Below are 25,129 nucleotides of genomic sequence, written 5' to 3' on the forward strand. Positions count from 1 at the left end.
CCATCCACCATGCGATCCACATGCATGCTTATCATTGCCCTCCTCCTCGTGCAGGGGGCAGCAGCGCTCACGTTTGAACAGGCACCCCTCAATCCGGCTTTTGTCGCCTACACGGAGGCGGCGGATGCAGGTGCGGCTGACCCCGCTGCGATGGCCTGCTACGGCACTGCGAATGTGTCACCGGGTGCAGACCCGGCCCCGTTTGCCACCGGTCTCCTGCCGTCTCCCGCAGTTATTTTCTGGCCGGACAGCTATTCTGCGCCAACAGTGACCGATGCTGCGATTCTTCCCGTCCGCTTTGACCTCCGCGACGAAGGCAGGGTCACCCCGGTCCGCGACCAGGGACAGTGCGGCAGCTGCTGGGCCTTTGCGACCTACGGTTCCCTTGAGTCGACCTATCTGACCGATACCGGCGAGGCAGAGGATTTCTCGGAAAACAATATGAAGAACCTCTGCTCGAACGAGTCCGGGGACGGATTTGACACAGGTCCCTGTGACGGAGGGTTTGCATTCATGTCAGACGCCTATCTCGTCCGCGGCAGCGGCCCGGTGCAGGAGGCGGATGACCCGTATCTCCTCCCGGTGCCTTCCACCATCTCCCCCACCGATCTCTCTGCGGTCCTTGATGTCCGGGAGGTAACCTTCCTGCCCCAGCGGACGGGACCCCTTGATAACGACCTCTTCAAGGAGCAGCTGATGCAGGAAGGGGCGATCTGGGTCTCATTCCTCGTCAACTGGTCCTGCTTTGCGGACAACTACACCACCTACTACTGGCCGGGTGATGCGTATGATGTAGACGGCGGCCACGCGGTCACCCTTGTGGGATGGGACGATGCCTTCCCGAAGGAGTCCTTTGCTGTCAAGCCACCGGGTGACGGTGCCTTTATCCTGAAAAACAGCTGGGGCTCCGGTGTCGGGGAGGACGGATTCTTCTATATCTCCTACTATGACCCGATCATCGGCACCTTCGGTGACGAGGAGCAGGAATTTGTAATGGATTACAGGAATCTCTGGACCGCGGGAGCAGTCTACACCGGTGTTCCGGCAGAAGACGGCAGACGAATCTACCAGTATGACCCCCTCGGATGGACAACAAGTGCCGGAACCGGCACCGGCGAGGCAGGGCCGCTCTACGCTGCCAATGTCTTCACGGCAGACGGATATGAGGCACTCACCGAGGTGAGTTTCTACACCCGCGAACCGGATACGGCATACACTGCCGCCATCTTTACGAACTTCACCACCCCGCCGGGAGATAGTGCACCGGTCGCATGGACGTCCGGCACCTGTGCCCTTCCGGGGTACCACACCATCACTCTCCCGGAACCCGCCGTCCTCACTCCCGGAGAGGTATTCTCGGTTGTCCTTGAGATCGATGCACCGACCGATACCTATCCGCTTGTTGTGGAAATGCCAATAGAAGGCTACTCCTCCGGCGCCACCGCCGGTCCGGGCGAGAGTTATGCCAGCGTTGACGGGAGTGAATGGGAAGATCTGACCGAATCGGTCACGAACGCAAACTTCTGTATCAAGGCGTTCACGCACTCCCTCACCGTCGTCCCGCGGGACTACCCGACCATTATGGAAGCGGTGACCGCCTCGGCGTCCGGTGACACGATCATTGTCCTGAATGAAGGAATGTATACGGAAGAACTGTTCATCAACAAATCCCTCACCCTGCTCGGTATGAACGGCGTTGTTGTCGCGACCCCGCCGAAGGGGACCGGGATTGCTATTGAGGCAGACAACGTCACCGTTTCCGGCTTCATGTTTGACGGCGACGACAACCCGAACGGACAGTATGGCATAAAAGTTGAGGGAGCAAACTGCACCATCTATGACTGCCGGGTCACCGGATATGAATACGGCCTCTGGCTCCCCTCAGCAGAGGGCCTCACCCTCTCTGACATCGCCAGTTATGACAACGAGTTCAATCTCATGTACGAGAACCCGGAGGCAGACCCCGGCAACGCAATTGCTGATACCGTCACCGTGAACGGGCGTCCGGTCATCTACCGTGAGGGCATTTCGGGAGAGACTATCGATGCCTCCACAGACGCCGGTGCCGTCATCTGCGTGAACTGCACGGATATGACCATCAGGGACACCGCGACCGACGCCATCGCGTACGGCTACTACCTCTGCGGGTGTGAAGAGATAACACTCGAGAATGTCAGTGCAGACGCCGTGGGTATTGGTCTGGGACTGCTATATTCATCAAATGTCACAGTCCGGGACTCAACGTTTGGTCCGGATGCAGAGTATGGAATGGTACTGTTAGATGGCTCAGATATCATCGCTGATGGAAATGAAATTGCGTGCGATGAGGTCGGCACGGGCATAATGCTCATTTGGGGCGAGAATGCATCCATACGCAATACGAGCATAACCGGTGGAATAAGTGGTGTGTTGACATACTTTGTATTCAACGGTTCGATTACCGGCTGTACCATCAGTGATACAGTCTCATCGGGAATCGATGCCTATTTCGGATTCGGACTCGCCGTCACCAACAATACTGTTCATGCGCCTGATGTCGGCATTGATACGGAATCCGTCTTTGACTGTCTCGTGTCCGGCAATACCCTGGACTGCAATGATACCGGGATAGGCATTGTTGCCTGGGCAGACGGCGCGGAGATTACTGCCAACACCGTGAATAACTGCTCGATACAGGCCATTATGCAACTGAATGACTCCGTGGTATATGGCAACCGCTTCTCCGGTGGAACATACCCGGTCATTGCAGCAACGGGCAGTGGGGGAGCGGTCCATGTCTACCGCAATGACTTTGTGCTGACGGAGATCGTTCCGGACGGAGACATGCTCAGCGCAACTGCTGCAGCAAAGATGCCCGCTACGGGAGCAATGGATGCGGCGGCCGCCTTCTGTGCCTCCGGATGCAGCATCGAAGACGTCCTGCCGGGTGAATGGCGCCCGGACGGACAGTTCAGCGCGATGGTTGCAGCGGCGGATGCGCCCTTTTCCGCACAGCAGGCAGATGCGGCGAATGTCACCTGGCACTCCCCAACACCCGTGACCTACTGGTACGGGGTGCAGAAGTGCAACGAAATCATGGGCAACTACTGGAGCACCTACACCGGCACCGACACCACCCATGACGGTATCGGAGATACACCGTTCGTCTACCGGAACGAGACAATGGACTGGTATCCTCTGGTTGACACTTTCGCCTCCTACTCCCTGACAGAACCTCCACTGGCTGACGGTGACGACCCCGCAGGCGATCTCGCCGCCGCGGGCACCCTCTCAACGGGTGAGACGGCAACCCTCCGCTTCACCGGCTCGCCCGTGCAGACGGTCACCCTCACCGCAACGGAGACCACCGGACAGGTTATCCTCACGGTCGACCGGGCACCCGCCGGCCCGGCCGGAATTACGGGCCCTGTCTATTCCTACCTCTCCGTTCAGCTCAGCGGAATGACGGATGGCGAGGTCGGCGGTGCGACCATCTCCTTCCGGGTGCCCACCGCATGGCTGAAGGCAGAGGGGCTCGAACCGGCGGATACATCCCTCTTCCGCTACCACGACGGCGCATGGCAGGAGCTTTCCACGACACTCCTCACAATCGACGGCGGCTGGGCCACCTACGAGGCAAAGACACCCGGATTCTCCACCTTTGCAATTGCAGAAGGGACCGGGGACGCCATTGCGATTCCGGTGCCCGGTATCGTGAATCTCACCGTGACGGAGCCGGAGCCCACACCGGAAGCAACCGAGGCACCGGCTGAACCACCGGTGACGGTGGCCGTGCCGGGTGAAGAGACACAGGCGGCCACTGCCGCTGCCACCACCCCACAGGCGAGTCCGCCTGGAGTCATCACCCTCATTGGCGGTGCGGCAGGGGCCATGCTGCTCTTCAGGAAGCGGGAATAACCGAACAGTACCGGAGGTCCCGGAATCACCCGGCATCCCGGAAATCTCTTTTTTGACAGGTATTCGCGGAAAAACGCATTTAAATGAAACGAATATTTTGATCGATACCCGATACACGTACATTCCAGCACCTTTATACCGGATTCTGATGACACGTCTCTGTTCACGGTGACATCATGAATTCCCTATCACGAAACATATCAGCACTTTTTCTCATTGCCGCCCTCATTCTCATACCGGGGGCATCAGCACTTACAATCGAACAGGCACCGCTCAATCCGGCATTTGTTGCATACACGGAAGGGCTCGATGCAGATGACATCGGCCAGTATTCCATCGCATGCTCCGGAGATTCCTGTTCTGCGGCAGGCACCGACAAAATGCCCTTTGCAGCCGGGGATATCCCCGCCCCTCTAATGATGGTCCGGACGGACACCTCTGCATCTGATATCTATCGGGCAACAACTGCTGACGAAGTGGCATTCCCCGCCCGGTTTGATCTTCGGGACGAAGGCAGAGTCACGCAGGTCCGTGATCAGGGAGATTGCGGCAGCTGCTGGGCATTTGCCGCGTATGGCTCGCTTGAATCGACCTATCTCACCGATACAGGGACAGCAGAAAACGTCTCTGAAAACCATATGAAAAACCTCTGTTCAAACCTCTACCCGGACGGATATGACAGAGACCCCTGCAACGGAGGGAACGCCTTTATGTCTGCAGCCTACCTCACCCGCGGAAGCGGGCCGGTGCAGGAGGCAGACGACCCGTATGCACTCCCGGTCCCGTCCACCATCTCACCCACCGATCTTCCGCCGGTGCTCGACACCCACGAAATAACCTTTCTGCCGACACGGACAGCTCCTCTCGATAACGGCCTCTTAAAGCAGATGCTCATGGATGAAGGTGCCATCCGGATCCGATTCCTGGTAAACTGGTCCTGCTTTGCAGACAACTGGACCACATATTATCGCCCGGATGCGGGATACCCCTCGATAGGGGGCCATGCCGTCACGCTCATCGGGTGGGATGATGCCTTCCCGAAAGAGGAGTTTGCCATCACACCACCGGGTGACGGGGCCTTCATCCTCAAAAACAGCTGGGGCACCGGTGCAGGGGAGGAGGGATACTTCTATATCTCCTATTATGACCGCTCACTCGATACTGCCGAACCTGTCGTATTCACCGGCGTGCCTGCTGACGACGAGAGACAGATATACCAGTATGACCCTCTCGGAGGAACCACAAACATCGGTACCGGCACGTCTACCACCCTCTATGCGGGCAATGTCTTCACCGCAGACGGATACGAAGCGCTCACCGATGTGAGTTTCTACACCCGCGAGCCGGAGACAGACTACACGGTTGCCATCTTCACCAACTTCACCACCCCGCCGGGTGACGCCGCACCGGTCACATGGACGTCCGGCACCGCTGACCTGCCCGGATACCACACCATCCCGCTCCCGGATTCAGTCCCCCTGATGCCCGGAGAGGTTTTCTCGGTGGTCCTCGAAATATCCTCTCCGACCGACACCCACCCCCTTGTCGTGGAGATGCCCATTGAGGATTACTCATCCAGTGCGACAGCAGAACCGGGTGAGAGTTATGTAAGCACGAACGGAGAAGAATGGGCAGACCTGACCGAAATATACCCGGACACCAATGTCTGCATCAAGGCGTTCACCAGTCCGCTAACCGTCGTGCCACGCGATTATACAACCATTCAGGCGGCAGTGGATGCCGCCGCATCCGGTGACATAATCATTGTCGAAAACGGCACCTACCCCGAAGAACTGGTGCTGGAACAGCCGGTCACCATCTTCGGTGTGGGGATGCCGGTTGTTGCCACCCCGGAGGACGGGATCGGCATCGGGATTGATACAGACACCGCCACCATCACAGGGTTCGTATTCGATGGAAACGGAACTGCACTCGGCGGCATGGGAATTATGGGTGACAACTGTACCATCCGCGATGTCGGGATCACCGGATACAAAGAGGGCCTTTATATCAGTGATATCACGGGACTCTCGCTTTCCACCACCGCGCTGCACGGTAATAAAAACAATCTCGAATACGCAGGCCATGTGCAGAGCCCCGGCAATAGGATTGACGAATCCGTCACGGTGAACGGCCGGCCGGTCATTTACCGGGAGAGTGTGTCAGGAGAGACCATTGACGCCTCCTCGAATGCTGGAGCCGTCATCTGTGTGAACTGTACGGATATCACCATCCGTGACACCACGACTGAGGCAATGAACGACGGGATCAATCTGCAGTACTGCCGGAATGTAATGGTGGAGAATATCACCGCAGATCAGGATTCTAGTGGAATACTGGTCGTTGCCGCAGAGAATGTCACGGTGCAGGACTCTTCATTTGGCCCGGATATGCGGTATGGCATGAGAATATCGGAAGTAAACGGGTTTTTGGCAGAGAAAAATGAGATCGCCTGCGTTGATGGTCCGGGGATATACCTCATAATGGCGGAGAACGCCGCCATACTGAACAACACCATCACCAGCGGCACGGATGGTATCGGTATAATAGGACTCATTCTTATCAACAGCTCTGTTGCCGGCAATACCATCAGTGATGACACAGGAATGGGTATTGGCATCCTGTTGGGAGAGAACGTGGACGTGGGCGACAACACGATTGACGCCTCATCCTTCGGGATCATCATGGAAACGGCATGGAACATTCAGGTATCTGACAATACCATCCGCTGCAATGATACCGGCTTCGCTCTCGGAATCGTCGCAGATGGAGCCGATGTCGTCGGAAATACCGCAGAGAACTGCTCGGAACAGGCATTGATGATCCTGAACAACTCCGTGGTGCGGGAGAACCACTTCTCCGGTGCAGATTATCCGATTATCGATGTCGTGGAGTCGGGCGCGGACGTCTATGTCTATCGTAATGACTTCGTGCTGACAGAGCCTGCGGCAGGGCCGGATGCGAATGTATTCATCGCAGGCGCCACCGGGACAGCAGGCACTCTCCCGGAGATGCAGGCGGTGACCGGGGGGCATTTTGGCAGCAGTCTGTGGGATGGTCTCCTCCAAAACGACGGGGATTCGGACAATCCGTTCCAGAGCACGCCGTCCGGGTACGATACGATCACCGCCACTGCCGACATCCCGGAACAGTATACAGCAAGTATGAATGTGGGCTGGGATACAGCAGTGTGGAATTCACCGACCGGGGAGACCTACTGGTACCGCGGGCAGGGCTTCACAAATTTCATGGGCAACTACTGGAGCACCTACACCGGCACTGACACCAACCATGACGGCATAGGGACGCCGTTTGTCTATCAGAATTACACCATCGACAGCTATCCACTGATGAGAGAATTTGCCTGGTACCTGGACGAAGACCCTTCATCCGATGATGAAGGCACTTCCTCTGACATGGCGACATCCCCTGCCCTGAGTGCCGGAGATGCGGCAACCCTCACCTTCACCGGTTCTGCGGTGCAGACGGTGACGGTCACCGCAGCGGAAGGGACCGGGAGAATACTCCTCACCGTGGATCCGGCTCCTAACGGCCCGGACGGCCTCACCGGCCCGATCTACCAGTATCTCTCTGTCGGCCTCAGCGGCATGACGGACGATGAAATCAGTGAGGCTGAATTCTCCTTCCGGGTGCCCACCGCATGGCTGAGGGCAGAAGGGATTCTTCCCACAGAAATAACCCTCTGGCGCTTCCACGACGGGGCATGGCAGGAGCTCCCCACCACACTTGTCAGTGAAGGAGGCGGATGGATACACTTTACGGCTACAACACCCGGGTTCTCAACCTTTGCCATCGCCACAGGTGACGGACAGACGGTGCCAGTCACCACCGGACCGGCAGTACCGGTTGAAGATACCGGAACAGAGACTGCGGAAGAGAACATCTCCGGTGTCTCAGAACCATCGGTAACAGTTGTTATTCCTGAAGAAGAGCCGACGGCAGACCCGACAGAAGAGGCCACGACCCCGCAGGAGACCCCGCTTGGGGTAATCCCCTTCATTGGCGGAGCAGCAGGTGCTGCACTTCTCTTCCGGAAACGACGATAAACACAGAAATAACTGAGAACCGCCAGCACCTGGTTCTCTTTCCATCATCCCAATATATTTCTCCAGCCTCTTTTACTACAGCTTCTTTCAGGGATACGAGTCCGTTGGATGCCTGTCTCCCTCCAGAACACTGGACAGTGGCACATTCCAGCACCTTAATGGCTGATTCAGATGACTGATTCATATTACAGAGTATGGTGATTCATGGTTCCCATTCCGTTTTACAGATCAACAGTTCTGCTCATCACTGCCCTCATCCTCGTACAGGGGGCAGCAGCACTCACAATCGAACAGGCACCGCTCAATCCGGCATTTGTTGCATATACAGAAGGGCTGGATGCGGGTGAGATCGACCAGTATTCCGTCGAATGCTGTGGGGATTCATGTCCGACACTCGATACCGGCACCCCCTATGCAACCGGTCTGCTCCCTTCACCGGCGGTCGTTGTCTGGACGGACGGGTATACGGCAGAGGCGGATACCGACACAACACCATTCCCCGCACACTTTGATCTCCGCGATGAAGGCCGTGTGACCCCGGTCCGTGATCAGGGCTGGTGCGGCAGTTGCTGGGCATTTGCCACAATCGGCTCCCTTGAGTCAACGTATCTGACCGATTCCGGTGAGGCAGAGGACTTATCTGAGAACAATCTGAAGAATCTCTGCTCAAACCTCTACCCCAACGGATTTGATAATGGGCCGTGCAACGGAGGATATGATTTCATGTCCGCCGCTTATTTTACCCGCGGGAGCGGGCCGGTGCAGGATGCAGATGACCCCTATGCACTCCCGGTGCCCTCCTCCATCTCACCCGCCAGTCTTTCACCAGTCCTTGACGTCCGTGACATCACTTTCCTGCCGCCACGAACGGGCCCTCTTGACAACAGCGCGTTTCAGCAGGCACTCATGGACGAAGGTGCTATCTCGGTTGGATTCATTGTGAACAAATCCTGTTTTGCTGACAACTACACCACGTATTACTGGCCGGGCGAGTCATATGCTATCGACGGCGGTCATGGTGTTACGCTTGTCGGGTGGAATGATACCTTCCCGAAAGAGGCCTTTGCCGTTGAGGCGCCGGGTGACGGTGCCTTCATTCTGAAAAACAGCTGGGGCACCGGTGTCGGGGAGGACGGATATTTCTACATCTCATATTATGATCCCATAATCTGCATGTTCGTGGATAATGAACAGGTTTTTAATGGGGATCATGAGAACTACTGGACCGCGGGAGTGCTCTATACCAGTGTTCCGGCAGATCCAGACGTACACATCTACCAGTATGACCCTCTTGGATGGACAACAAGCATCGGCACCGGTGCATCCACCACCTTCTATGGGGCGAATGTCTTCACCGCAGATAGGTATGAAGCACTCACCGATGTGAGCTTCTACACCCGGGAGCCGGAGACGGACTACACCGTAGCCATCTTCACGAACTTCAACACCCCGGTGGGCGACGCCGCACCGGTCGCATGGACAAATGGCACCTGTGCCCTGCCGGGATACCACACCATCTCCCTGCCAAAGGCAGTCACTCTCCTGCCGGGAGAGGTATTCTCGGTAGTCCTTGAAGTCTTCTCCCCGACCGATACTCACCCGCTTGTCGTGGAGATGCCGATTGAGGATTACTCCTCCCGTGCGACAGCAGAAGCAGGCGAGAGTTATGTGAGTGATGACGGGAAGCTATGGGAGGATCTCACCGCACTCTCACGGGACACCAATGTCTGCATCAAGGCGCACACCAGCCCTCTAACCGTCGTCCCACGCGATTATGCAACCATTCAGGCTGCAGTGAATGCCGCAGTATCCGGTGACACCATCATCGTTGAAGCAGGCACCTACCCCGAAGCGCTGATGCTGAACAAAACGGTCACCCTCTTCGGTGTGGGGATGCCGCTTATTGTCCCCCCGGAGGATTGGATTGGCATGGAAATTGATGCGGACAACTGCACCATCTCCGGGTTCTCCTTTGATGGAAAGGAGGGGGAAAACCTTGCCGTGGGTATCTCAGGAAATGACTGCACATTGTCTGACACTGAAATCACCGGCTGCAAGTTCGGCATTTATATCAGGGCCGTGCAGGGCCTCTCCTTATCGACAAGCACAATGCACGACAATTCGTACAATCTCATTTACTGGGACGGATACGAAAACCCCGGCAACACCATTGATGAGACCGTCACGGTGAACAGCCGGCCGGTCATATACCGGGAGGGTGTATCCGGGGAGACCATCGATGCCTCCTCCAACGCAGGAGCCGTCATCTGTGTGAACTCTACGGACATCACCATCCGTGACACCACAACAGAGGCCATCGGAGACGGAATTACCCTCCTCTTCTGCCGGGACGTGTATGTGGAGAATGTAACTGCTAACAAGATATTTAGCGACGGAGTGTGGGCTTCTTCCTCGGAGAATATCACCGTACATGACTCTTCATTTGGTCCGGACATGTATCGTGGCATTTTTGCCGAAGAAACCAACGGACTGCAGGCAGCAGGAAACAATTTTGCATACCAGAACAACGGTGCAGGGGTGTCACTCGAAAGAGGGAATGACTTTCTCATAACAAACAACACCATGAGCGGCGATGAAGACTCAATCGGTGTGGCAGGAAATGATATATCCGGGGTAATTGTGGCCGGAAACAGAATAGAAGACGGCACGGGGTACGGCATCGACATCATAAATGCAGATATGATCACCGTATCCGAAAACACGATGGATGTCACCAAATATGGAATCCTGATTGGAAACGTAGAGAGGGTCACCGCCTCCAACAATGCTGTCGAGTGCAATGACGTGGGAATGGGCATGCTGATCTCAGTCGATGGAGCAGAGATCACCGGCAATACGGTAGAAAACTGCTCAGAACAGGCACAGATGATTCTGAACGATTCCGTGGTGCGGGAAAACTCCTTTTCGGGATCAGTATATCCGGAGATTTTCGTATGGTATCCGGATGGAGGTGTCCATGTATACCGCAATGACTTCGTGCTGACGCCGGGAGATGCAGACGCAGACATTTCTGCCACAGGCATTCCCGCCACAGACAGACAGTTTCCGGTGATGACAGGAGTCCCGGACCGGAGAGGGGACGACAGGTTGTTGTGGCATGATGCATTCCCGGATACAAAATACCATGACGAAACGTTCTCCATGACGGGTGAGATATCAGGAGCGGATGCCGCATCGACAGATGAGGTGCAGGGGAGTGTCATCTGGCAATCACCCACAGAAGAGACTTACTGGTACAATGGGCAGGCATTCACCCGGACGATGGGCAACTACTGGAGTTCCTACACCGGCACCGACACCACCCATGACGGCATCGGGGATACACCCTTCACGATGTACGGAAATGAGACGGACACCTGTCCGTTGGTGAGTCCCATTGTCTGGTATCTGGACGAAAACCCGGATTCAGGACGTGATGACCCTTCAGCTGACATGGCAACATCCCCCGCCCTGCGTGCCGGAGATTCGGCAACCCTCACTTTCACCGGCACAGCGGTGCAGATGGTGACGGTCACCGCAGCGGAAGGGACCGGGAGAATACTCCTTACCGTGGATCCGGCTCCAAACGGCCCGGACGGCCTCACCGGGCCGGTCTACCAGTATCTCACAGCAGAGCTCAGCGGCATGACGGACGAAGAGGTCGGGGAGGCTGAATTCTCATTCCGCGTACCCGCTGCATGGCTGAGGGCAGAAGGGCTCGCTCCGGCGGATGTCGCCTTGTGGCGCTTCCACGACGGGGCATGGCAGGAGCTTCCGACCTCCATCATCGGTGAAGAAGGCGGATGGGTGTCATTCACAGCCATAACGCCGGGCTTCTCCACCTTTGCCATCGCCGAAAGTGCAGGAGAAAACCCGGTGACAAAGACCGCTCCTGCGCAGACCGGAACAGAGACGGCTGATGTCGGCATCACCGTCACTGCAGAACCGGCAAACGAAACCGCCACAGAACCGCAGGTGACGGTTGCCATCCCTGAAGAAGAGAATACTGCCCCGGCAGAAAGCACTGCCACGCCGCAGAAGAGTCCGCCGGGCCTCATCCCGGTCATTGGCGGTATGGGGGCATGCGCTGCCCTGCTCTTCCGGCGACGGTGAATGAGATAGATGTAAATCAGAAACCGGACAATCCGGCACCTTTTTTCTTTTCAGATTCGTTCCCGCGGGAATCGTCTTAGGTGGTGAAGATGGAAGGCCACTGCTCTTTTTACATAGCCAGCCCATGAAGGAACACTGATTCATTTGCCTGCCTGATAGGCAGGGGGAACGGTGATCCCACCCCTTCTCATTTCTCTTTCCGGGCCTGTCCGAACCTTCGTTTCCGCGGCTTCCGGTAGAGATGGGGGATGTCCCCTCCCTTCGCGGAACGGACATCTGCGATGGTGTAGAAGGCATTCGGATTGAAGTGCTGCACCATCCCGATCACCTCTTCAATGTCCTTTCGCTTCACAACCAGAAAGATCAGCTTTACCGGACCGTGTTTGCCGGCCCCGTCCACGGCGGTCACCCCGTATCCACCGGATTTCAGTGCTGAGATCAGGTCTTCTGCATCGTACTGGGTAATGATCCGGATGAGATTGAGCCCGATTGCCATCCGCTCCTCCACGAGGATGCCGACAAAGTTGCCGACCGCAAATCCGGCCGAATAGGCGAGAATATTGACGATGCTCCCGATATCCTGAAAAATCTGTCCGATGGCAACCAGCCAGATCAGGATCTCGAAGAAGGCGACAACGGGGGCAAGCAGTTTCATCCCCCGCGAAATGAAGATGATGCGGAGCGTCCCGAATGTGACATCTGCGACACGGGCGAAGAAGATGAGCAGCGGAAGGATCACCAGAGAAAAAAACTGGGGATCCTGAACAAATGTGAAATCCATCGTAATCATGCTCCAGAGGGGGGGTTAGGTCCAGAGGTCGCGGCCGCGGTCGAGGTCCAGCGGGTCAAGCTCCATCAGCTGGTCGGGGTACGGGGCAAAGAACGTCTGATTGTCAAGATTCTCCTCGCCAAACCGGACGATCCACGCCTTGAGGATATTTTTCGGGGCACAGATGGAGACACGCCCCTCCCGATATTTCTGCACGGCGTCCAGGAAGAAGGCCTTCTCCTCGTGATTCAGCCGGTCCCGGAAATAGCCGCTCGCGTGCAGGAGCACATTGATGTTTGCGGTATAGCGCGGTGCTGTTGAGAGTGCATGGATGAGCTGTTCACGATAGCGCTCCAGCACAAGAGCGGGTGCAATACGGTCAGGGTTTGCAACCGTTCTGCCCATCTCCCGCTCAAGCGTCTGGTTATGGGCCATGAGCATCAGTTTGTTCTCCGAATGGAACCGGACAAGGGCATTCAGACGCTCTGACGCCTGCACCGTCTGAAACTCCGAGAAGGTGTACAGCCGCGTGAGGAAGTGGTCCCGGATACGCATGTTGCGCAGCCGCCCCTCGTCTTCGACCGGCATGTCAGGGTACCGGGCGAGCACCGCCCGGGCAAAGAACCCGTCCGTCTTGCCGATGCTGCCCCCCTTGTCCGGGCCTGCATACACCTTCACCTCCTTCACCCCGCAGGACGGGGACTTGTTTTTCAGGATAAACCCGTCGACAGGGGGGAGGGTATCGAGAAACGACTCCGCAAACAGGGTCATCTCATCTGATACGTCCCGTCCGGTTGCCGGCTGAATCAGATGCTCACCTGCTTTGCCGCCGACGATACGGATGGGGTCACGCGGCACCCCGAGGCCCATCTCCATCTCCGCACAGACAGGGATAAAATCGACAAACTCCTTCAGCCGGTCCACAATATGGCTGGTGATCATGTCGCCGTTCCACCGGCAGTGATCGAATTCGATGCACCTGCTCACCACCACCGTCGGGGTTACAAAACTCCTTACCATACGCATCCTCTCCGGGCATCCTGCCACGACGAAGTGATGACACGAGAGTTTATATGCCTATTGACCGGGGCAATATATATCCCCGTTCACCTGCATGGTTCATGCGAAAAGACAATCGACAGTGGTGGTATAACGGGAATGGAAAATATTACAGAGATCATACGAATCGGACGTTTTCGCTTCCTTATCGCCGGATTTCTGCTCTTTTCGATGGGGACGCTTCTTGCGGCATATCGGGGTGCCGCCTTTTCCCTGAACCGCTTTCTCTTAGGATACCTGACAATGGGGCTGGGCCATCTCTCGGTCTCCTACAGCAATGAATATTTCGACCGCGATTCAGACCGTTTCGGAACTCCATCGGCGATTGCAGGCGGAAGCGGGGTGCTTGTCCGGCGCCCGGATCTGGCGGTTGCCGCATACCGTCTGGGTATCCTTCTCATTGCCCTCTCGCTGTGTGCGGGCCTGATATTTTACATCCTCTTCCCGGACTCCCTCTCCTTCCTCGCCCTTGCCCTTTTTGGCAACCTGCTTGGCTGGTACTACTCGGCACCCCCTCTCAGGTTTGTGGCACGGGGATGGGGAGAGGCTGCAACCGCCATCGGTATCGGCGGGGTGGTCCCGGTAATGGGCTATCTGGTCATTGCGGAAGGGATAGATCCTGCCTTTGCACTCTTCTGCATCCCGCTTTTCTGCTACGGATGCTATTTTATCATGAGTGTCGAGATCCCGGATGCGGAGGCGGACCGGCGTGCGGGCAAGCGGACCCTCGTGGCGATACGGGGAAGGCAGTTTGGCCAGCAGGTCATCATCATCTCCGCACTTGCTGCGACACTCTGGTACCTGATGCTTTCTGCCTTCATCGGAGGGTTTCTCGCAGTCGCCCTCTTCTCGCTCATCCCCCTTGCCGCCGGCATCCGGGGTTATCCCGCCACACAAACGGCTGTTGTGCAGAACCATCGCATGCAGGAAAATGTCATGGCAGTGGCATTGTTCTGTCTGCTGGCTGACGGATTCCTTCTGATGAACATTATTCCATAAAATACGAAGGAAATGCTGCCGGAGGAGACAGGTGACCGCGGTTCAGTGATCCCGGAGGCGATGGCACTTCAGCGAAGGGCCGCCATTTTTCGGCCCTTCATTCGGCATTAACCCCTGAAATCAGTCTGAATCAAAATTTACCATAGTATGCTGCCCCTCACTTCTATTGGCCGGTGCCAACGGGGTGAGGAGATAAAGGAAAAACGAATAGAGGGAATTACCCTCTCTGCTGCTAAAAAACAGGTTTGGCACGGAAAAACGGGTGCAGCATCACGGTTCCAGCTTCTTCGCCCGGTCCGCCAGGAATCGAATCTCCTCTACCGGGATGCCCGACTTCTCTGCCACTACATCCGGAGACTCCCCCAGCAGCTGCCCCACCGTCACAATCCCCGCATTCACCAGTCTCTTTCTCATCCGGGCATTGACGCCTTTGATGAGCGTTATCGGGCAGAGCCTCCGGTTGGCAACCATTGATGCGATATTCTCCTCTTTTGGATTGTCCCAGCCGATGTGTTTGATATCCCAGCAGGCGGCGTACTGTTTTGCATGGGCGGAGAGTTTGGTGTTGCAGACGATCATCGCCTTATCGATGGTGAAATGGTTTCGTCCGGATTTGTAACCTTCCTGCACATCCTCAACGATGGCCCGTGCGATGCGACCCTCATCAAGGCCGGTCATGCGGTGATGGTTGTGGTGGTGCTTGACCTCGACAAAATAGGTGATGCCGTCCTTGCGGGCGATGGCATCCACCTCATGCTCACCGCACCGCCCTTTGAGTATCCTGCCTTCTTCCACCTCATAGCCGGAGCCTTTTAAGAGGGCACGGACATAGAGTTCGAAGTCCGGTTTCGGACTGAGCATACCAATCGCCCTCCGGACATTTGTCCGGCCTTCAACCCCCGGCTGATATTTGCGTGCATAGGTGTGGATCATGCGCAGGACATCCCGGGTGCGGATGCCGTCATACAGGTGCCGTTCAACCTCTGCGGCGACTTCAATGACATAGTCGTCCGGAACACCGTAATTGCGGGCCGTCCGCATCACCCGGTAGCGGTCATAGGGCTGGCGTGTTCCGTCCGCCTTGATTACGTGTTTCATACCTTATGATGCTCCTTTGGATGCGGCTTTTCCGGTACAGATGAGTGAAGGAAACTCAATCCGGGCACCGCTTACTATGTAGATCCGTTCTTTGTGCCGGAAAAACATGATCATTTGTTCACCGTGCCGGCAAAAGACCGGCATGTCCGGACCAGGCTTCCCCGCACTTCTTCTTCGTTACTATTATACTCCCGGAAGGGCAACGGTAATCCGCACAGTTTTAGTGCCGAGATAGTCTAGTCAGGAAAGGCGGGGGCCTCGAAAGCCTCTGGTGTTCTGCACCACGAGAGTTCAAATCTCTCTCTCGGCGTTTTCACAGAAACAGGAAGAGCCAGTGCAGGATTGAACCTGCATTTTGGCCTCTCAATGCCAAAACGTTCCGAAAACCACAGATCGTTTCTCTTTTTCTGTTCAAAGGGGCACCCTGAATAATCCCTGCCGGGTCTCAGCCCGTGATTCCGGGGATATGACTATATAATCACCGCCCATTACAGTGGCATATTACCGGAAACCACCGGTCTGCTGCACCTTTCATGGTTGCAGAAAAAAAGGTGAAAAATATGCAGATTTTTACGGAAAACACAGGCATCCCGGCGGGTGCATCCCTTTTGGATGGTCCCCTGAATATCACCCCGGAGGCACTGCTCTTTGCCATCCTTACGCTGGTTATCGGATATATCATTGCTAAAGTCCTCGTCCGATGGATAAAACGGGTGCTCAAAAAACAGGGGCATCTGACCGAGGTGGCAGCGGGCCTCCTCGGGAGAATTATCTCTATTCTTCTTTACATCATCGTCATCCTCATTGCCGCAAGTTTCCTGGGTGTGGACGTCAACGGCATCGTTTTGGGCCTCTCTGCGATTGTTGGTCTTGTCATCGCCTTCGGGATGAAAGACACCATCAACAACTTCGCGGCAGGCATCTGGATTGCCTCGATGAACCTCTTTGAGAAGGGGGAGGAGGTTACCATCGCGGGCCACTGGGGCATTGTGCAGGAGATAGGCATCATGGCGACCCAGATTACCGCTGCCGGGTCAAATATCATCACCATACCGAACGGCAAGGCCTGGAACGACTCAATCATCAACTATACGAGAAACCCGGAGCGCCGTATCGACCAGTCATTCGGGGTGAGCTATGAGTCCGATATGACCGAGGTGGTGCAGATCGCGCTTGCCATCGCACGGGATCACCCAAAGGTGCTGGATACCCCTGAACCCAAGGTCATCTTCTCTGAGATGGCGGACTCATCCGTAAAGTTCACGCTCCGCTGCTGGACACAGACACCTGACTACTACAGCACACGGGCAGACATCCTGCGCTCGCTGCATGGAGAGTTCACCGCAGCAGACATTGAGATCCCGTACCCGCATGTGGATGTCGCGTTCAGGAGCACAGAAAGGAACACAGAAGGCGGGGACAAGATATCATCCGGGATCTAAAGGGCCGGATACACATTATCCGTAACAATCAACAAAAAAGGGTTATTGTTCAGAATATGCCCGAATCCGGTCACCAACATTCTGCTCCAGGTTCCGGTACCAGAATGCATAATCATAGCGGTGATAGACCCCTTCGGAGTATGGTCCGATGTCGAGCTCTTCGCCCTCGGGGATGGTCGTGGTGAGTGCCCCGGACGTCAGGTTAATCCGGGCGTCACAGTAGGTGTCCACTTCACGCAGGAATTCACCGGTCGAATCGTTATAGAACCGTGCACCCAGGTTTTCCGATGCTGGAGCATAGGTATCATCCGTCTTCCAGTTCAGGGGATTGATGCAGTGTGCCCCGGCCATGAGCATGGGGCCGCCAAGGGATGTTGGCGACTGGGTGTTGTAGGTGACAACAACTCCCGTATCATCCGCCCGCTCTGCTGCAGTCAGGTTTGCTGCTGCCAGATCGGCATCCGTTACGGTGTATCCGATGAGGTAGGCGGCAACCATCCGGCTGCGGAGCTCTTCGTCATCCCCGAACCGGTTTTTGATCAGCTCGATTAATGCCATCGTCCCCTGGCTGTGCCCGGCGATAATGAACGGGCGGCCGTCGTTGAGATTGGTGATGTAATACTCGAAGGCGTCCTGCACATCGGCGGCACCCTGTTTGAACTCCGGCGTATCGGTTGCAAGGCCGCTCTCAGTCATTTTAACCTGTGTTGTCATCTGCCGGTAATACGGCGCAAACACATTGGCATGTGGTTCATACACACTTGCCTGTGCGTCGAATATGCCCTGTGCCAGCGCCCGCTCTGCATCACTGGTGATATCCATGCGGCCGGTTGCATTGGCACTGACGGTCGGGTAAACATAAAAGACATCGACATCTTTCTGCACGGACGGCAGGGAGAGCCAGTTGTACGGGTCATTGTAATCCGGATTCAGGTCGGGATCGATACCAGCAGGCCGGACTGCATCTTCGTTTGGCAGGGAGGACGATTCTCCATTCAGGCAACCGCAGGTAAGAATAAAACAGACCCCCACCATTGCAATGAGTGAGACCAGAAAATGTGAATGTTTAATCATCAGAACTTCTCCAGAGAGGATAACCCGGTATTCGCTGCGTATGCAGCACGATTGTATCCAAATAACACTTGGATGGGAACATCAAAAAAGATCCCATTTGCGATGGGTGCATCAAAACGAAAACAATTCGGGATTATAGCAAATTCCAATCCATCCAAACCATAATTTCATTCTCAAACCCGGCAAAGCTCTGTCAAAAGCCTTCAGTGCATCTCCGCCCGGCGTCTGTCAGTGAGTAGATGATCCAGTTTCCCTGCGGTTCACCCTCGATGAGCCCTGCCTTCCTGAGCACGTTCAGGTGATAGGAAAGCTTTGAGTCGGCAATGCCAATCACCTGCTTAATGACACAGACACAGAGGGGCTGTGTCGAGAGCAGCGAAAGTATCTTCAGCCGGACGGGGTCTGCGCAGGCCCGGTGAACCGCACACAGACAGGCCAGGCGATCTGGATCCGGGAGGTGTGCCTGCATTGCCCTGACACCGCCGCAGGCGATGAGGGCTTCTTCCACCTCCTCAGGCAGTCCATGTCCATCCCTTCCCCTTCCTTCCGGAGAGGACAGGCAGCAATTCTTCCGGTTCACAGGCATCTGACATACTGTACCCGGTTCCGGCAATAAGAATTATGCCTGACAGGCAGGGGGACAGAGCATGGCAGAGGGGATTACCGCCGGTCATCGATTATACCCCGGTCTTTATGCCGGAGAGATGTCCGGCCCTACCACAGATGATGCCCGGATACGGGGAGGGGCAGACGATGGCATCCATATGCAGGAGAGTGCGAGATCTGATCTCATTCTCCACACCAATTTCAAAATATGTTGAAATACGAACCATTATTTGTCAGCTCCTGCCATACCTGTTCAAATAATAGTGAAACATCAGGAGTGATTCCAGACCTATGCCGGAAAAAAATCAGAAGCCAACAAAATACGGATTTGCAGACATACTAAAAAAGGCAATGCTGGGCTGTGCCGGCGAGTGCGGTGACGGGTGCAGCTGCTGTTCCAATGAAATCAGAGTCGTCCCGAAAGAGGATGCGGAGACAGAAGAAAAGGACTGAAAAGAGAAACAGGCATCATAGCCGGTTCTGACGGTGGGCCTGCCGGAACGGTCCCGATCACCCCATCCACAGGAAAAAAGCGGTATATTCCATAGGACATACATGACCAACCCACAGAATCAAGAAAAATCCTCATGCTGCTCATGCACAGACAGGGGCAATGCATCAGATTGCTGCTGCAGTATTCCCGCAGGCACAAAAGCGGCAATCGGCACAGCCACCAGTAGCGTCACTTTGCAAAACCGGCTCGATCACGTCCGTGCACGGCTGGGTGTGAACCGGATGGGGCACCGTGTCGAACCGGGACTGTACTGCCTTGGTGCACCGGATGCCGATTCCCCGGTCTTTGCCTCGGCCAACTACACCCTCAGTTTTGACGCACTGCGCTCTGCAGTGGCCGGTGTTGACTGCTACATCCTCGTGCTGGACACCAACGGAATCAACGTCTGGTGTGCGGCAGGGAAAGGCACATTCGGTACCGATGAACTGGTGCGCCGCATCGAATCCACCGGACTTCCGGGGATTGTCCGGCACCGGAAAATTATCCTGCCCCAGCTGGGGGCCCCCGGTGTCTCGTGGCCGGAGGTCATGCGACGGACGCACTTCAAAGTGGTATACGGGCCGGTGAGGGCCGCTGATCTCCCCGAATACCTGAGAAACGGTACGGCGACACCGGCCATGCGGAAAGTGCAGTTTCCATTGCGGGACCGTCTCGTACTAACCCCGGTGGAGTTTGTTCATGTCGCCCTCCCGGCGCTGGCTGCAGCAGTCATCCTGTATTTTCTGGCAGGCAGTGCTGCATCCCTTGCCGCAGTTGCTGCTGTAGTTGCGGGGACCGTATTGTTCCCGGCATTGCTCCCGTTCATCCCCACCCATGACTTCAGCACAAAAGGGCTCATTCTCGGGGGTGTTGTCGCCGTTCCGTTCGCGGCATTTTTTGCAACTGTCCCCCCGCTTCCCTTCTGGGCGAATGCAGCGGCGGCAGGTGCCGCCCTCCTCATCATTCCGGCAGTGACCGCATATCTGGCCCTCAACTTCACCGGCTGCACCACATTTGCCTCACGCTCGGGAGTGAAAAAAGAGATCTTCCGGTACGTACCGGTGATGGCCTGCATGGCCGGTGCAGGCATCATTCTTGGCATCATTCTCGGCATAAGCCGGCTTTTCGGAGTGATCTGAATGTTCGACTCATATACCGAAAACACCCTCCGGTATAATCAGGAGCGGTGCATCAACTGCGGGATGTGCAGTGCAGTCTGCCCCCATGGTGTGTTTACCCCCGGCGGTACCGCAGCCGTGCCTGCCGCCCCTTCTTCCTGCATGGAGTGCGGAGCCTGTGCCCTGAACTGCCCGGTTCAGGCAATCAGTGTGGAGAGTGGTGTCGGGTGTGCATGGGCGATGATCTCCGCCGCACTGAGGGGAAAGGACATGGACAGCGGCACATGCGGGTGCGGGGGAGCGGCAGGTTCGTGCTGCGGTTCTGATACAAAGGAGCCGTCCTGCTGCGATAAGAAGTAATATCCACCCCGGAATGCAGGGGGCGAATGATTCCCCTATGATGCCGGCATATAGGGACAATTATCTCCGACGGGAGGGGGCCCTGCCCGCACAGCACAGGAGGTATTCACCTGCGTGCGGGGGGAGAAACCGCACCGGGCCAATCCCCTCCAATGGCGGGCAGCAGTCATACCAAACGCCGGCAATTCTTAGCACAATAAGAATATGCAGACACCTGAAGACCGGCAATCACCATTTTTGCGCCCAAATATGCCCCTGCCGGAAATATGCAGAATTTCCAGCTATTTTTTCAAAATAATCAATAATACCGGATAATCTTCACATGTTAAAAGAGACCACAGAGATCACAATACCTCCCAATATTTAATATATAGTGGTGGAAGCAACCTTCCATCATCTTTTTATAGACAAATTCAGACTCTCTATTGCAACAGAGTAGGGAGAAACAATGCGACAGACTGCAATCAACTGCACAGAACGCACGGGGAAGCCGACAACGACCCGAAACGTAACCGCGGCCATCTCAGCAGCATGCAGATGGACTCCGCCGGCATGGTGCGAAGACAGTGCCATGGAAACGGCACACAGCAAAGAGAACAATACCATCCGAAAAACGTGCACCCACAGGGTGTTTGAGACGTATCAGACCTGGCAGACAACATCGGAAACCGCCAGGCGACACCCAGGATTCGAAGCACAGAAAACAGCATCCACAGGAGATGCCCGATACCAGGGCATCCCTGCAGCAAACTGAGACATCAGAGGAAGATAAAATGGCACGACAGATAGCAATTTACGGAAAGGGCGGCATCGGCAAGTCAACGACGACACAGAACACCGTTGCGGCACTGGCCGAGGCAGGCAAGAAGATCATGGTAGTGGGATGTGATCCCAAGGCAGACTCCACACGACTTCTGCTCCACGGATTATGCCAGAAGACTGTTCTGGACACACTCCGCGACGAGGGGGACGACATCGAACTTGACGAGATCCTCAAGCCCGGATACAGGGAAACACTCTGCGTTGAGTCCGGAGGACCGGAGCCCGGTGTCGGGTGTGCAGGACGAGGCATCATCACCTCCATCAATCTGCTGGAATCACTCGGAGCATACACTGAAGAACTCGATTACGTCTTCTACGACGTGCTGGGTGACGTTGTCTGCGGTGGTTTCGCGATGCCAATCCGTGAAGGAAAGGCAGAAGAGATCTATATCGTGGCATCAGGCGAACTGATGGCACTCTATGCGGCAAACAACATTTCGAAGGGTATCCAGAAGTATGCCCAGAACGGCAAGGTCCGTCTCGGCGGCATCATCTGCAACAGCCGGAAGGTGGACAATGAACACGCCCTCCTGCAGGCGTTCGCCGAAGAGCTGGGCTCACAGCTGATCTACTTCGTCCCGCGTGACAACCTCGTGCAGCGGGCCGAGATCAATAAGAAGACAGTTGTGGATTTCGATCCGGAATCCGGCCAGGCAAGCGAATACCGTAATCTTGCACAGGCAATCGATCAGAACAGGATGTTTGTCATCCCGAAGCCGATGACACAGGACCGCCTGGAGGAACTGATGATGGAGCACGGCTTCCTGGGGCTCTGACTGCCCTGAAGATACACATACAGGACGTGAGAAAGATGTTATTTGTAAGAGCGATAGTCAGGCCTGAAAAGAAGGATGAGGTACTCGAACACCTCTCTGCCGGAGGATTCCATGCAGCAACCGTTGTCGATGTGGTCGGCCGTGGAAAACAGAAGGGTATCAGAATGGGAGACGTCTACTACGACGAGATCCCCAAGACCCTCATTCTTGTCGCAATCGAAAACAAGGACAAGGACAAAATCATCGATATCATCCTCAAAACCGGAAAGACAGGCACCAACGGCAACTTTGGTGACGGGAAAATATTCATCAGCCCCGTAGAAGAGGCCTACACGATCTCAAAGGGTTCAAAGGGTCTTTGAGCATGAGGTGCTGAAATGAAGGAAATTCTGGCCATCGTGCGGATGAAGAAGACCGGTGCGACAAAGCGTGCCCTCATAGAGGCAGGCGTCGCCGGGTTTACCGCAGTAAAGGTCTCCGGCAGGGGAAAACTGGTACACGACAACGCCGTCATCATGCCATGCAAGGAGAAGCTGATGCAGATGGCACCCAATGATGTCATCGATGAGCAGGAATCCGAGGAGCAGATCGTCACATTCCTTGACGACACACGGATGTTTCCCCGGAGACTGTTCACGATCCTTGCCCATGACGAGGACGTACCCAGGATCGTGGATGCGATTATCAGGGTCAATCGCACCGAACGCGGTGCAGGCGACGGAAAAATATTCGTAACCCCCGTAGCCGACGCAGTCCGTGTCCGCACGGGTGAATCGGGAGATGCTGCCATCTGGTAGGCGAAAAGGAGTATACAAAAAATGACAGCTACCGATCTGAATGTCGACGATATCATGGCACCATACCCGGACAAGGTGATAAAGAACCGGAAAAAGCATATCGTCACAAAGACTGCACAGGCCGGCTCTTGCCCCCAGATAGAGGCAAATACACGAACCGTTCCCGGTATTATCTCGCAGCGCGGCTGCTGCTATGCAGGGTGCAAGGGTGTTGTGGTAGGACCGATTAAGGATATGATCACGATCACCCACGGCCCGATAGGATGCGGCTACTACAGCTGGGGAACACGGAGAAACAAGGCACGGGCCGATGACAGGACACCACCGGAGCAGATCTATTCGGCGATGTGCTTCTCGACCGATATGCAGGAGAGCGACATCGTCTTCGGCGGCGAGAAGAAGCTTGCGAAGATGATCGACGAGGTCGTTGAGATATTTCACCCGAGAGCCATCAACATCTGCTCCACATGCCCGATTGGGCTTATCGGTGACGACCTTGGCGCCGTTTCAAAGGCGGCCGAGGAGAAGCACGGAATCCAGGTCATCCATTACAACTGTGAGGGATATAAGGGAGTCAGCCAGTCGGCGGGCCACCATATCGCAAACAACCAGATCATGGAGCGGATCATCGGAACCGGCACAGACGGCCCAACCGGAGACTACATCATCAACATTCTTGGTGAGTACAACATCGGCGGGGACGGATGGGAGATTGAACGTATCCTTGAGGATATCGGATACACCGTCAACTCGATACTGACCGGCGATTCCGCCTATGTCAACATCAAAAACCTGCATACGGCCCATCTGAACCTGGTCCAGTGCCACCGTTCGATCAACTACATCGCCGAGATGATGGAGACAAAATACGGCACCCCCTGGCTGAAGGTGAACTTCATCGGCGTTGAAGCGACGATCGCGACCCTCAGGGACATGGCCCAGTGCTTTGGCAACGAGGATCTGATTGCACAGACAGAAGTCGTTATCGAACGCGAACTGGCTGCAATCACTCCGGAGCTGGAGCGCTACCGCAGCATCTGTGAAGGAAAGACTGCCTTTGCATTCGTCGGAGGGTCCCGCAGCCACCACTACCAGTACCTGCTGAAGGACCTCGGGATGGAGGTCATTGTTGCAGGCTACGAGTTTGCCCACCGCGACGACTATGAAGGGCGTGACGTGATTCCGACCATCAGGAGTGATGCGGATTCAAAGAACATCCCGGAGCTGAACATTGAACCTGACCCGGAGATGTACGAGGAGCCAAATCTCCACCTGAACATGTCAAGGGAGAAGTACAATGAACTGGTCGAATCCGGCCGTCTGGCATCCTACGCAGGGATGTACCCCGATATGCCCGACGGCAGTATCATGATCGATGACCCCAACCACTACGAAACCGAGGAGCTCATCGGGATATTCCATCCCGACCTGATATTCTCAGGAGTACGGGACAAGTATATCTCACACAAGATGGGCGTCCCCTCAAAGCAGCTGCATTCATACGACTACAGCGGTCCGTACGCAGGGTTCAGGGGTGCGATTATCTTTGCACAGGATGTGGCAAACGCACTCTCCGTCCCTGCATGGAAGATGATCACCCCGCCCTGGGAGAAGAGCGAAACACAAGGAAGTGAGTAAA

Annotated in this window: 19 protein-coding genes and 1 tRNA gene; 15 read left to right on the forward strand and 5 right to left on the reverse strand. The window is 55.7% G+C overall.

What is annotated here, in order from left to right; all coding sequences use genetic code 11:
* Positions 1 to 9 precede the first annotated feature (9 nt).
* The 3 genes from L1S32_RS08655 (at position 10) to L1S32_RS08665 (ending at position 12,077) form a co-directional block, all read left to right on the forward strand.
* Positions 10 to 3,897 carry a lectin like domain-containing protein gene (locus tag L1S32_RS08655; protein ID WP_278154625.1) on the forward strand — a complete coding sequence of 1,296 codons (3,888 nt, stop codon included), beginning with the start codon at positions 10 to 12 and terminating at the stop codon, positions 3,895 to 3,897.
* Between the two features lie 176 nt (positions 3,898 to 4,073).
* Positions 4,074 to 7,964 (forward strand): lectin like domain-containing protein, encoded by a 3,891-nt coding sequence (locus tag L1S32_RS08660; protein WP_278154626.1) that lies wholly within the window; start codon positions 4,074 to 4,076, stop codon positions 7,962 to 7,964.
* A 204-nt stretch (positions 7,965 to 8,168) separates the two neighbouring features.
* Positions 8,169 to 12,077 carry a lectin like domain-containing protein gene (locus tag L1S32_RS08665; RefSeq protein ID WP_278154627.1) on the forward strand — a complete coding sequence of 1,303 codons (3,909 nt, stop codon included), beginning with the start codon at positions 8,169 to 8,171 and terminating at the stop codon, positions 12,075 to 12,077.
* 187 nt (positions 12,078 to 12,264) lie between these two features.
* Here the strand turns inward: L1S32_RS08665 and L1S32_RS08670 are convergent, their stop codons facing one another.
* Complete coding sequence (locus L1S32_RS08670; protein ID WP_278154628.1) at positions 12,265 to 12,858, reverse strand: DUF2179 domain-containing protein; 594 nt, start codon at positions 12,856 to 12,858, stop codon at positions 12,265 to 12,267.
* Positions 12,859 to 12,882: 24 nt separating this feature from the next.
* Entirely contained in the window at positions 12,883 to 13,866 is a 984-nt protein-coding gene (locus L1S32_RS08675; protein WP_278154629.1) for a DUF523 and DUF1722 domain-containing protein, read from the reverse strand.
* A 138-nt stretch (positions 13,867 to 14,004) separates the two neighbouring features.
* On the opposite strand from L1S32_RS08675, the gene L1S32_RS08680 reads away from it, so the two are divergent.
* Positions 14,005 to 14,904: a prenyltransferase gene (locus L1S32_RS08680; RefSeq protein WP_278154630.1), complete on the forward strand. Its 900-nt coding sequence runs from the start codon at positions 14,005 to 14,007 to the stop codon at positions 14,902 to 14,904.
* 270 nt (positions 14,905 to 15,174) lie between these two features.
* Here L1S32_RS08680 and L1S32_RS08685 read toward each other — a convergent pair whose 3' ends face one another.
* Positions 15,175 to 16,002: a restriction endonuclease gene (locus tag L1S32_RS08685; protein ID WP_278154631.1), complete on the reverse strand. Its 828-nt coding sequence runs from the start codon at positions 16,000 to 16,002 to the stop codon at positions 15,175 to 15,177.
* A 225-nt stretch (positions 16,003 to 16,227) separates the two neighbouring features.
* Between L1S32_RS08685 and L1S32_RS08690 the strand changes: the two genes are divergently transcribed.
* Positions 16,228 to 16,312, forward strand: a tRNA-Ser gene (locus tag L1S32_RS08690).
* A gap of 250 nt (positions 16,313 to 16,562) precedes the next feature.
* Positions 16,563 to 17,444: a mechanosensitive ion channel gene (locus L1S32_RS08695; protein ID WP_278154632.1), complete on the forward strand. Its 882-nt coding sequence runs from the start codon at positions 16,563 to 16,565 to the stop codon at positions 17,442 to 17,444.
* A 42-nt stretch (positions 17,445 to 17,486) separates the two neighbouring features.
* Here L1S32_RS08695 and L1S32_RS08700 read toward each other — a convergent pair whose 3' ends face one another.
* Entirely contained in the window at positions 17,487 to 18,518 is a 1,032-nt protein-coding gene (locus tag L1S32_RS08700; RefSeq protein ID WP_278154633.1) for a DUF3089 domain-containing protein, read from the reverse strand.
* A 193-nt stretch (positions 18,519 to 18,711) separates the two neighbouring features.
* Complete coding sequence (locus L1S32_RS08705) at positions 18,712 to 19,104, reverse strand: metalloregulator ArsR/SmtB family transcription factor (protein ID WP_278154634.1); 393 nt, start codon at positions 19,102 to 19,104, stop codon at positions 18,712 to 18,714.
* Positions 19,105 to 19,165: 61 nt separating this feature from the next.
* Between L1S32_RS08705 and L1S32_RS08710 the strand changes: the two genes are divergently transcribed.
* From L1S32_RS08710 to nifD, 9 genes are all read left to right on the forward strand, one after another.
* The gene (locus L1S32_RS08710) at positions 19,166 to 19,339 is read left to right on the forward strand and encodes a hypothetical protein (protein ID WP_278154635.1); all 174 of its coding nucleotides are present in this window, start codon (positions 19,166 to 19,168) and stop codon (positions 19,337 to 19,339) included.
* A 76-nt stretch (positions 19,340 to 19,415) separates the two neighbouring features.
* Entirely contained in the window at positions 19,416 to 19,577 is a 162-nt protein-coding gene (locus L1S32_RS08715) for a hypothetical protein (RefSeq protein WP_278154636.1), read from the forward strand.
* 102 nt (positions 19,578 to 19,679) lie between these two features.
* Positions 19,680 to 20,756, forward strand: a complete 1,077-nt coding sequence (gene hgcA / locus L1S32_RS08720) for a mercury methylation corrinoid protein HgcA (protein ID WP_278154637.1) — start codon at positions 19,680 to 19,682, stop codon at positions 20,754 to 20,756.
* Positions 20,757 to 21,095, forward strand: coding sequence for a mercury methylation ferredoxin HgcB (gene hgcB / locus L1S32_RS08725; RefSeq protein WP_278154638.1), 339 nt, complete (start codon positions 20,757 to 20,759; stop codon positions 21,093 to 21,095).
* A 448-nt stretch (positions 21,096 to 21,543) separates the two neighbouring features.
* On the forward strand, positions 21,544 to 21,849 hold the full coding sequence (locus L1S32_RS08730) for a hypothetical protein (RefSeq protein WP_278154639.1): 306 nt from the start codon (positions 21,544 to 21,546) through the stop codon (positions 21,847 to 21,849).
* Between the two features lie 19 nt (positions 21,850 to 21,868).
* A complete protein-coding gene (gene nifH, locus L1S32_RS08735) occupies positions 21,869 to 22,693 on the forward strand; it encodes a nitrogenase iron protein (protein ID WP_278154640.1) in 825 nt (274 codons plus the stop codon).
* A 35-nt stretch (positions 22,694 to 22,728) separates the two neighbouring features.
* Entirely contained in the window at positions 22,729 to 23,055 is a 327-nt protein-coding gene (locus tag L1S32_RS08740) for a P-II family nitrogen regulator (RefSeq protein ID WP_278154641.1), read from the forward strand.
* A gap of 15 nt (positions 23,056 to 23,070) precedes the next feature.
* On the forward strand, positions 23,071 to 23,490 hold the full coding sequence (locus tag L1S32_RS08745) for a P-II family nitrogen regulator (RefSeq protein WP_278154642.1): 420 nt from the start codon (positions 23,071 to 23,073) through the stop codon (positions 23,488 to 23,490).
* Positions 23,491 to 23,511: 21 nt separating this feature from the next.
* Positions 23,512 to 25,128 carry a nitrogenase molybdenum-iron protein alpha chain gene (nifD, locus tag L1S32_RS08750; RefSeq protein WP_278154643.1) on the forward strand — a complete coding sequence of 539 codons (1,617 nt, stop codon included), beginning with the start codon at positions 23,512 to 23,514 and terminating at the stop codon, positions 25,126 to 25,128.
* Position 25,129: the final 1 nt, after the last annotated feature.

It is taken from the genome of Methanogenium sp. S4BF, from assembly GCF_029633965.1.
In the GTDB taxonomy this organism is placed as follows: Archaea; Halobacteriota; Methanomicrobia; order Methanomicrobiales; family Methanomicrobiaceae; genus Methanogenium.